The 7,816-nt window shown below is 37.5% G+C and carries 7 protein-coding genes; 5 read left to right on the top strand and 2 right to left on the bottom strand.

Going from position 1 to position 7,816, the window contains the following annotated elements:
• Window positions 1-356: 356 nt before the first annotated feature.
• A complete protein-coding gene (locus BALCAV_RS23290; RefSeq protein WP_326938316.1) occupies window positions 357-1,250 on the bottom strand; it encodes a hypothetical protein in 894 nt (297 codons plus the stop codon).
• Between the two features lie 134 nt (window positions 1,251-1,384).
• A complete protein-coding gene (locus tag BALCAV_RS23285) occupies window positions 1,385-2,512 on the bottom strand; it encodes a cell division protein FtsA (protein WP_326938315.1) in 1,128 nt (375 codons plus the stop codon).
• 448 nt (window positions 2,513-2,960) lie between these two features.
• Here BALCAV_RS23285 and BALCAV_RS14190 point away from each other — a divergent pair, with 448 nt between their 5' ends.
• The 5 genes from BALCAV_RS14190 to BALCAV_RS14170 all read left to right on the top strand — a co-directional run bounded on the left by BALCAV_RS14190 (window position 2,961) and on the right by BALCAV_RS14170 (window position 7,797).
• Window positions 2,961-4,049, top strand: a complete 1,089-nt coding sequence (locus tag BALCAV_RS14190; RefSeq protein WP_003320989.1) for a bifunctional 3-deoxy-7-phosphoheptulonate synthase/chorismate mutase — start codon at window positions 2,961-2,963, stop codon at window positions 4,047-4,049.
• A gap of 324 nt (window positions 4,050-4,373) precedes the next feature.
• Complete coding sequence (gene ccpA / locus BALCAV_RS14185) at window positions 4,374-5,375, top strand: catabolite control protein A (RefSeq protein ID WP_003320988.1); 1,002 nt, start codon at window positions 4,374-4,376, stop codon at window positions 5,373-5,375.
• Window positions 5,376-5,408: 33 nt separating this feature from the next.
• Window positions 5,409-6,221 carry a flagellar motor protein MotP gene (gene motP, locus BALCAV_RS14180; protein WP_003320987.1) on the top strand — a complete coding sequence of 271 codons (813 nt, stop codon included), beginning with the start codon at window positions 5,409-5,411 and terminating at the stop codon, window positions 6,219-6,221.
• The gene (motS, locus tag BALCAV_RS14175; RefSeq protein ID WP_003320986.1) at window positions 6,208-6,945 is read left to right on the top strand and encodes a flagellar motor protein MotS; all 738 of its coding nucleotides are present in this window, start codon (window positions 6,208-6,210) and stop codon (window positions 6,943-6,945) included. The genes motP and motS overlap by 14 nt, the downstream gene beginning before the upstream one ends.
• 156 nt (window positions 6,946-7,101) lie before the next feature.
• Entirely contained in the window at window positions 7,102-7,797 is a 696-nt protein-coding gene (locus BALCAV_RS14170; protein ID WP_003320985.1) for a 5'-methylthioadenosine/adenosylhomocysteine nucleosidase, read from the top strand.
• Window positions 7,798-7,816 lie beyond the last annotated feature (19 nt).

Raw genomic sequence — 7,816 nt, 5'->3', positions numbered from 1 at the left:
CGAGCAGGTCAAATTAGGGTACGAAAAACGTTGAGATAGGTAATGAAAAAGCCGAGCAGGTCAAATTAGAGTGCGAAAAACTTGAGATAAGTAATGAAAAAGCCGAGCAGGTAAAATTAGGGTACGAAAAACTTGGGATAAGTAATGAAAAAGCCGAGCAGGTCAAATTAGAGTGCGAAAAACTTGAGATAGGTAATGAAAAAGCCGAGCAGGTAAAATTAGGGTACGAAAAACTTGGGATAAGTAATAAAAAAGCTAAGCTGGAGAAATTAGGGTACGAAAAGTCGCCGAACAATAATGAAAAAGCCGTTATTTGATTAATCTCTAATCAAATAACGGTTTCATTAATGAGAACTTTACTTAATGATTAATTGGATTTTATCGCCATCAATGATTTGTTCGGCAAAGCCAGTTTGTTGACCATTTTTATAAAGCTCAATTTGCTTTCGACTATTCTCGGGAATGATGACTTCCTGGACGGCAAAGATATCTTGCAAAATAAACAGACCATCTCCAATCGATTTGACAGTGATTTTGTCCCCGTTGTAAATCTTTGCTTCTTTTGTTAACAATGCTTCTTCTCGATAGTATTGAAATATCGGCTTTGTTAAGGTAATTAATTCATCATTAAAGAAAACTTGAATTCGTTTTTCCTCTTCAATTTGTAATGTATGCACAATATGCTGTAATGTCCATTCAATCTCTTTGTTAAACTCTGGGATCGTTAAGGAATCATTTCGATGGACTCGAGTTGATAAAGTGCTTTTAGTCTTATTAAGCAAAATCTGTTGTGTTGGATGAAATAATGTTTGTTCTTTTCCTGCAAATTGAATCATAATCGGTTCAAATGTTTTCGGTTCAATGGACAAGCTATTTAATACATCTTTAATCGTTTCAGGGTATTGAATCGTAATGATATCACGGTCATTAAGAATGGCTTCTTTTTTTATTCTTTTTCCATTTTGTAAAAAGTAACCAGGGATTTCCGCTATTTCCCCATTAATTAAAAGGGGTAGGGTTGGTACATCACCGTAAATTTCAGCAATTGTAACAGTGACTTCTTTACCATCTTCTCCAGGCATTACAACGATTTCATCATTTGCTTGAATGACAGCATGAAGTGAAGTTGTTTCGCCATTTCTTAAAATAGTAGGAGCATGTCCAAGTTCTCCTGGAATGGTCGTCACTTTTTGTTGAATCGTCACGATCTTAGCTAAGCCTGGTTTTCCGTAAAGTTTCGCAATGTCCACACCTGCTGCTAGTAGAGCATCTCCAACAGTTAAATTTTTGATGTCAAATAGTCTTAGTTTTTTATTATTGACAGTTATACTTAAGTATTCAATTGGGTTTTCTTTAGCGGCAATGGCAATTCCGATCGGTGTTACTAACTCAGGACCAATTGAATTTGTCGTTGTTTTTTTAGTTTTTGAATAGCTTCAATGCCACGAATCGCGACACGATTTTCTGGTAGACGTAAAAGTTCAGCAACATGTTTGGGCAACTCTGGTGTTAAACTTCCACCACCTACTAACATTACAGCCTTTGGTGGTTTGCCGTTCAACTCTAATATTTCGTGACTGATCTTTTGAGCTAAATGGCGAATATTAGCACGAATAGGAGCTACCATTTCTTCTTTTGTATATTCGGTTTCAAACCCGAGAATATCAGCGATTTGAATTGTATCCTCTGTGTGAATTTGTCTTTTGACTCGTTCAGCTTCCGGGAAATCTAATAAAAATTGGTCGCTAACCGCTTCTGTAATCTCATCCCCGGCGACAGGTACCATGCCATAGGCAACGACCGTATTTTCATCCGTTATGGCAATGTCAGATGTGCCCGCCCCAATATCAACTAAAGCTACATTTAACCTACGCATGGAGGGAGGAATGAGCACATTAATAGCTGCAATCGGTTCAAGAGTCAAAGCTTCAAGCTCTAAATCAGCTCGTGTTAAAGCAGAAAGTAACGACTCAACGACAATTTTAGGTAAAAAGGTAGCGATTACTTCAACAGACGCGTGATCACCATTTTGATCGACTAAACTACCAATTATTTCTCCATCCATTTGATAATTTAAGACTGAATAGCCAACACAAAAGTAATGAAGAGAGGATTCTTTTATTTCTGTTTGAGCTAGTTCAAATTGAGCTTTTTGAACCGCACTTAATTCTAGATGCAATACATCTTCTGGATTGAGGATCGGTTTTCCTTTTACGTCTAATTCAAATTGAGCTCGTCTCGTTTTTAAAGAACGCCCGGCAGCGGCAACACAAACTTTTTTTAACGGACCATGCTTTTCCTCTAAAGTTTCTTTTACTTTTTTTATCGCAGCAGCAACTGCAGGAATATCATGAATTTGTCCATCTAACATGGAGCGCTCTTTATGCTCAATGATTTCAATGTCGATTAATTCAAATTGATCTTCATGAGGTTGCAATAATAAGGCAACGACTGAACGTGTTCCTATATCAAGGGCAAATAACGGTGGTTGTTTATATGGTTCCATTTTCATTCTTCACCTTCTAATTTCTCCGTATTTAGTCTTTTTGTGTCTGGCTGCGAAAGGCAGGAACTCGTGCAAAATCCGCCCCCCTTTAGAAGTCAAAGAGCGACTTCTAGAGTGGTTCTAGATTTGGCCTCGTTCCTAACCGCCTTTCTCCGCTTTTCTTTTCATTCTACTAGATAGGGGGGCTTTTGTGTAAGGGGAAAGTGAATGGTGGTGAAATTTGTGACAATTTGTCTTTTTTAAGTAATGATTGTTGATTTTTTTAGAAGTTAATTTTATACTTGGATAAATTATTTTTAATTAAATTTTGTAAAGAAAGAGCATAAAATCAAATAAAAATACTTTAGTGCTTAAAAGCGTCTAATTAATAAAGAAAAAAATAGTGACAATGTTCTGTAAATGTTCTATAATTACCGTAATCAAAAAAAGAAGTTGAGATGAGGGAGTGGAGAGAATGAGTAACGATCAGTTAGAAGTATTAAGAACTGAACTAGATGAGGTGAACCTCAAGCTCTTAGAATTAATTAATAAAAGAGCAGAAGTCGTTCAAGAAATTGGAAAAGTAAAAGGGAAACAAGGGGTTAATCGCTTTGATCCTGTCCGTGAAAGAAAAATGCTCGATCATATTGCAGCAAATAACGAGGGTCCTTTCGAAACATCAACCCTTCAACATATATTTAAACAAATCTTTAAAGCTAGTTTAGAGCTTCAGGAAGATGATAATAGCAAAGCTCTTCTTGTGTCTCGTAAAAAACATCCGGAGAATACGATTGTTGATTTAAAGGGTGAAAAAATTGGGGATGGTGCTCAAAATTTAATTATGGGTCCATGCGCAGTGGAAAGTTATGAACAAGTCTTAACGGTTGCAAAAGCAATGAAGGATAGAGGCTTAAGATTGTTACGTGGAGGTGCTTTCAAACCACGTACATCTCCATATGATTTCCAAGGGTTAGGTTTAGAAGGGCTACAGATCTTAAAGCGAGTTGCTGACGAGTTAGACATGGTCGTTATTAGTGAGATTGTAAACCCAGCAGATGTCGAACTTGCGATTGACTACATTGATGTTATCCAAATCGGTGCTCGTAATATGCAGAACTTCGAACTATTAAAAGCAGCTGGTTCTGTGAAAAAGCCAGTCCTATTGAAGCGTGGATTATCTGCAACGATTGAAGAGTTCATTCATGCAGCAGAATACATCATTTCAAAAGGGAATGATCAAATTATGCTTTGTGAACGTGGAATTCGTACGTATGAAAAAGCAACACGTAATACGTTAGATATTTCAGCGGTCCCTATTTTAAAACAAGAAACACATTTACCTGTATTAGTGGATGTGACTCATTCAACGGGTCGCCGTGATTTATTACTACCTACAGCAAAAGCGGCATTGGCAATTGGAGCAGATGCTGTTATGGCAGAGGTTCACCCTGACCCAGCAGTTGCTTTATCAGACTCAGCTCAACAGATGAATATACCACAATTTAATCATTTTATTGATGAATTACAAAAATCAGGTTTATATCAAGGAAAAGTCATGAGATAATAAAGATAGATGAAGATCAGCCCTTTTAATAAAAGGGCTGTCTTTTACATATTTTGTGAAAGGGAATGAATGTAAATTATTTTGAAGTGAAGTGTTTTCTAGCGATAAAGAGCACATAATAGTAAGGAATAGAGTGTTTTTAAGGAAAAGTCATGAATAAAAAATTGGAAAAAAGCGGGGAAAGTGATTTTCGTGAAATTTTGTTGAAAAGATTACGAAAGTTGTCGATATAAGTAATGTAAAGACATTGCGGACCTCCCCGTAGTATCGTATGATAAATTATACATATTTTTATCAAGGTACGTGAAAAAAAGGAGGATAACAGTGAATACGACAATTTACGATGTAGCAAGAGAAGCAGGTGTTTCGATGGCAACTGTTTCACGTGTAGTAAATGGCAATCCAAATGTAAAGCCGACAACAAGAAAGAAAGTGCTAGAAGCGATTGAGCGTTTAGGTTATCGTCCAAACGCTGTAGCTCGAGGACTTGCAAGCAAAAAAACGACGACGGTAGGGGTTATTATTCCAGATATATCTAATATCTTTTTTGCTGAACTTGCACGAGGTATTGAAGACATTGCGACGATGTATAAATATAATATCATTTTATGTAACTCTGACCAAAACGAAGATAAAGAAATCCATCTCATCAATACTTTATTAGAAAAACAAGTAGATGGAATTGTCTTTATGGGAAGTCAGATTACAGAAGAGCATGTGGAGCAATTTAAACGTTCACCTGTGCCAGTTGTGCTAGCTGCAACATTAGATACGGATAAGGAAATCCCATCTGTTAACATTGATTACAAGCAAGCTGCCTATGATGCAATACAATCATTAACGGAAAAAGGCCACCAAAAAATCGGAATGCTTTCAGGTTCACTTGATGATCCTGTTAATGGGTTTCAGAAATTTGCCGGCTACCGTTCTGCTTTAGAGGATGCCAATATTGAGTTTGACGAAGAATTAGTTGTTCTTGGTGATTACACGTATGATTCAGGGATCGAAGCAATGGAGAAGTTTGTTAACCTTGCGGACAAGCCGACAGCGATATTTGCTGCAAATGATGAAATGGCTCTCGGTGTTATTCATGGAGCACAGGACCGCGGTTTTCAAATTCCAGAGGACTTTGAAGTGATCGGTTTTGATAATACTCGTCTTGCAACGATGGTCCGGCCTACATTAACCACCGTTGTTCAGCCGATGTATGACATTGGAGCTGTTTCAATGCGTTTACTGACGAAGTACATGAATAAAGAAGAGCTTGACGATCATATTGTCGTATTACCACACCGTATAGAATTTAGAAGTTCAACTAAATCGTAACTGTAGAAGTTTAATTCAGGCAGGGAGTGGAATATGAAAAAGCTAGATCTGATGACACCAATAGGGTTATTTTTAGGGCTGACAGTACTCCTTATGGCGATAATCGCCAGTGCAGGGCCTAGTGGTCTTGGAGTATTTGTGGACTTGGCGTCTATTTTTATCGTACTTGGTGGATTGTTAGCGGCACTTGTCGTTAACTTTTCTTTAAAAGAGATTTTAATTGTTCCAAAGATGATGATTGAAGTATTTAGAACGAATGAACAAAATATAGGGGAATTGATCGATACTTTTGTTGAATTGTCAAGTAAGGCAAGGAGAGAAGGCTTGCTTGCCCTTGAAGCAGGTGTTGAAGAAGTAGAAGACCGTTTTATTAAAAAAGGAATCTTGCTCGCGGTTGATGGGATTGAGCAGGATGTGATTAAAGATATTTTAATGGCTGAAGTGATTGCGATGGAAGACCGTCACCGACATGCCCGCTCTATTTTTGAACGAGCGTCAGAATATGCACCTGCTTGGGGGATGATTGGGACGTTAATTGGGCTAGTATTAATGCTACAAAATATGGACGATCCCGCCTTGTTAGGACCCGCAATGGCTATAGCGATGATCACTACTTTATATGGGGCTGTACTCGCAAACTTAATTTTTACACCAATGGCTGCTAAGCTTGCGAATAAAACAGAAGAGGAAGTGTTCTTAAAGCAAATCATTATTGAAGGGGTTATTGGCGTTCAATCTGGTCAAAATCCGAAAATTCTTCAAGAAAAACTAAACGCCTTTAATCGTCAAAAACCCAAAAAAGAAGAAGTAATTATGTCACAAGGTGAACAAAATGCTGAGGCGTAGAAAACAAGTACCTGAAAAAGGTGCACCAAAATGGATGGTCACGTTTTCTGATTTAATGACGTTGATTTTAGTGTTTTTTGTTATGTTATTTTCGATGTCAGAAATCGACAATCAACGTTTTCGGGCTATGGCAGATTCATTTAATCAAAGGCAAGTATTTGATTTTATGCCATCCATGATTGAATTTGAGCATCCTGATCGAGATGTCAATGAAGCTGAGTTCACCGAAAGCTTTGAAATGGCTGAAGAGATCAAAATGGATGAACTGCTAAAAGAGGTAGATGAGTTTATTTCTAATAATGAGCTATCTGAGCATATTTCAGTGACTCGAGATGATCGTGGAGTTGTCCTTGTCTTGCAAGAGAGGTTGACCTTTGAATCAGGGGAAGCAAGGCTTTTAGATGAAGCCAAGCCTTTTTTAGAAAAGGTTGGGACTTTAATTGAAGCAATTCCGAATATGATTAAAGTCGAAGGGCACACGGACAATCGACCGATTTCAACGGTAAGATACCCTTCAAACTGGGAGCTTTCAGGTGCGAGAGCAAGTAGTGTGATTCGATTTTTAATTGACAATAATGAAGTCGATCCGAATCGTTTTATGGCAACGGGGTATGGGGATACACGACCTGTTGTTCCGAATACGACGAACGAAAACCTACAAGTGAATCGTCGTGTTGTCATCATTATTTCTGATCCGACTTATGAAGAGGATGATACTTATTAAGACCCGAGGAGACAATATTCCTTGGGTTTATTTAGTTATTAAATTTGTTTAGAAACATAAAGCAAATAGGTTTTAGAACAATAGACTTTCACCTAAAGAAAAAAAGAGATAAACTAATAAAGGATATTCATAGTAAATGTAGCGAGGTGGTCATTGATGAAGGTTGGAATTATTGGAGCAATGCAAGAAGAAATTGAACAAATGAAAGCGGAAATGGATATTCAGCTTGAGTCAAATAAAGCGGGTGTTACCTTTTATGAGGGTTTGATGTTGGAGCATGATATTGTCTTATGTAAATCAGGAGTAGGAAAAGTAAATGCAGCTTTAACGACACAAATTTTAATTGATACATATAAAATAACTCATTTAATATTCACTGGGGTTGCTGGAGGTTTATTAGAGGCATTAAATGTAGGGGATATTGTCGTATCAACAAGTGCAATGCAGCATGACATTGATGGAAGTGCTTTAGGTTTTAAAAAAGGTGAAATTCCGATGCAGGAAGGAACCTCTGATTTTGTGGCCGATCCTGTTTTAGTTGAAATTGCTGAACAGGCAGCGATTGAACTATCTGTGGCTGAAGTGATTAAAGGACGTGTCTTAAGTGGGGATCAATTTGTGGCGGATCGCGATAAAGTGGTTGCGTTACGAGAAGAATTTGATGGTGTTTGTGTGGAGATGGAAGGGGCGGCAGTGGCACAGGTAGCAGCATTGAATGACGTGCCTTTTGTCATTATTCGTTCCATATCTGATAAAGCGAACGGAGAAGCATCGTTAAGCTTTGCTGATTTTACAAAATTAGCAAGTAAACAATCCCATGATTTTGTTTGTAAAATGTTAATAAAACTTTAAATTAGCAAATAAACTATAA

Source organism: Alkalihalobacillus alcalophilus ATCC 27647 = CGMCC 1.3604 (assembly GCF_000292245.2).
Taxonomy (GTDB): domain Bacteria; phylum Bacillota; class Bacilli; order Bacillales; family Bacillaceae_D; genus Alkalihalobacillus; species Alkalihalobacillus alcalophilus.
The sequence above is the reverse complement of the archived record's forward strand: the minus strand, read 5'-3'. Positions and strand labels throughout refer to the sequence as shown.

Excerpts from the sequence above, each read along its gene's own strand:
- BALCAV_RS23285 (WP_326938315.1), bottom strand. The coding sequence starts at position 2,512 with ATGAAAATGGAACCATATAAACAACCACCGTTATTTGCCCTTGATATA.
- BALCAV_RS14190 (WP_003320989.1), top strand. The coding sequence starts at position 2,961 with ATGAGTAACGATCAGTTAGAAGTATTAAGAACTGAACTAGATGAGGTG.
- motP (WP_003320987.1), top strand. The coding sequence starts at position 5,409 with ATGAAAAAGCTAGATCTGATGACACCAATAGGGTTATTTTTAGGGCTG.
- motS (WP_003320986.1), top strand. The coding sequence starts at position 6,208 with ATGCTGAGGCGTAGAAAACAAGTACCTGAAAAAGGTGCACCAAAATGG.
- BALCAV_RS14170 (WP_003320985.1), top strand. The coding sequence starts at position 7,102 with ATGAAGGTTGGAATTATTGGAGCAATGCAAGAAGAAATTGAACAAATG.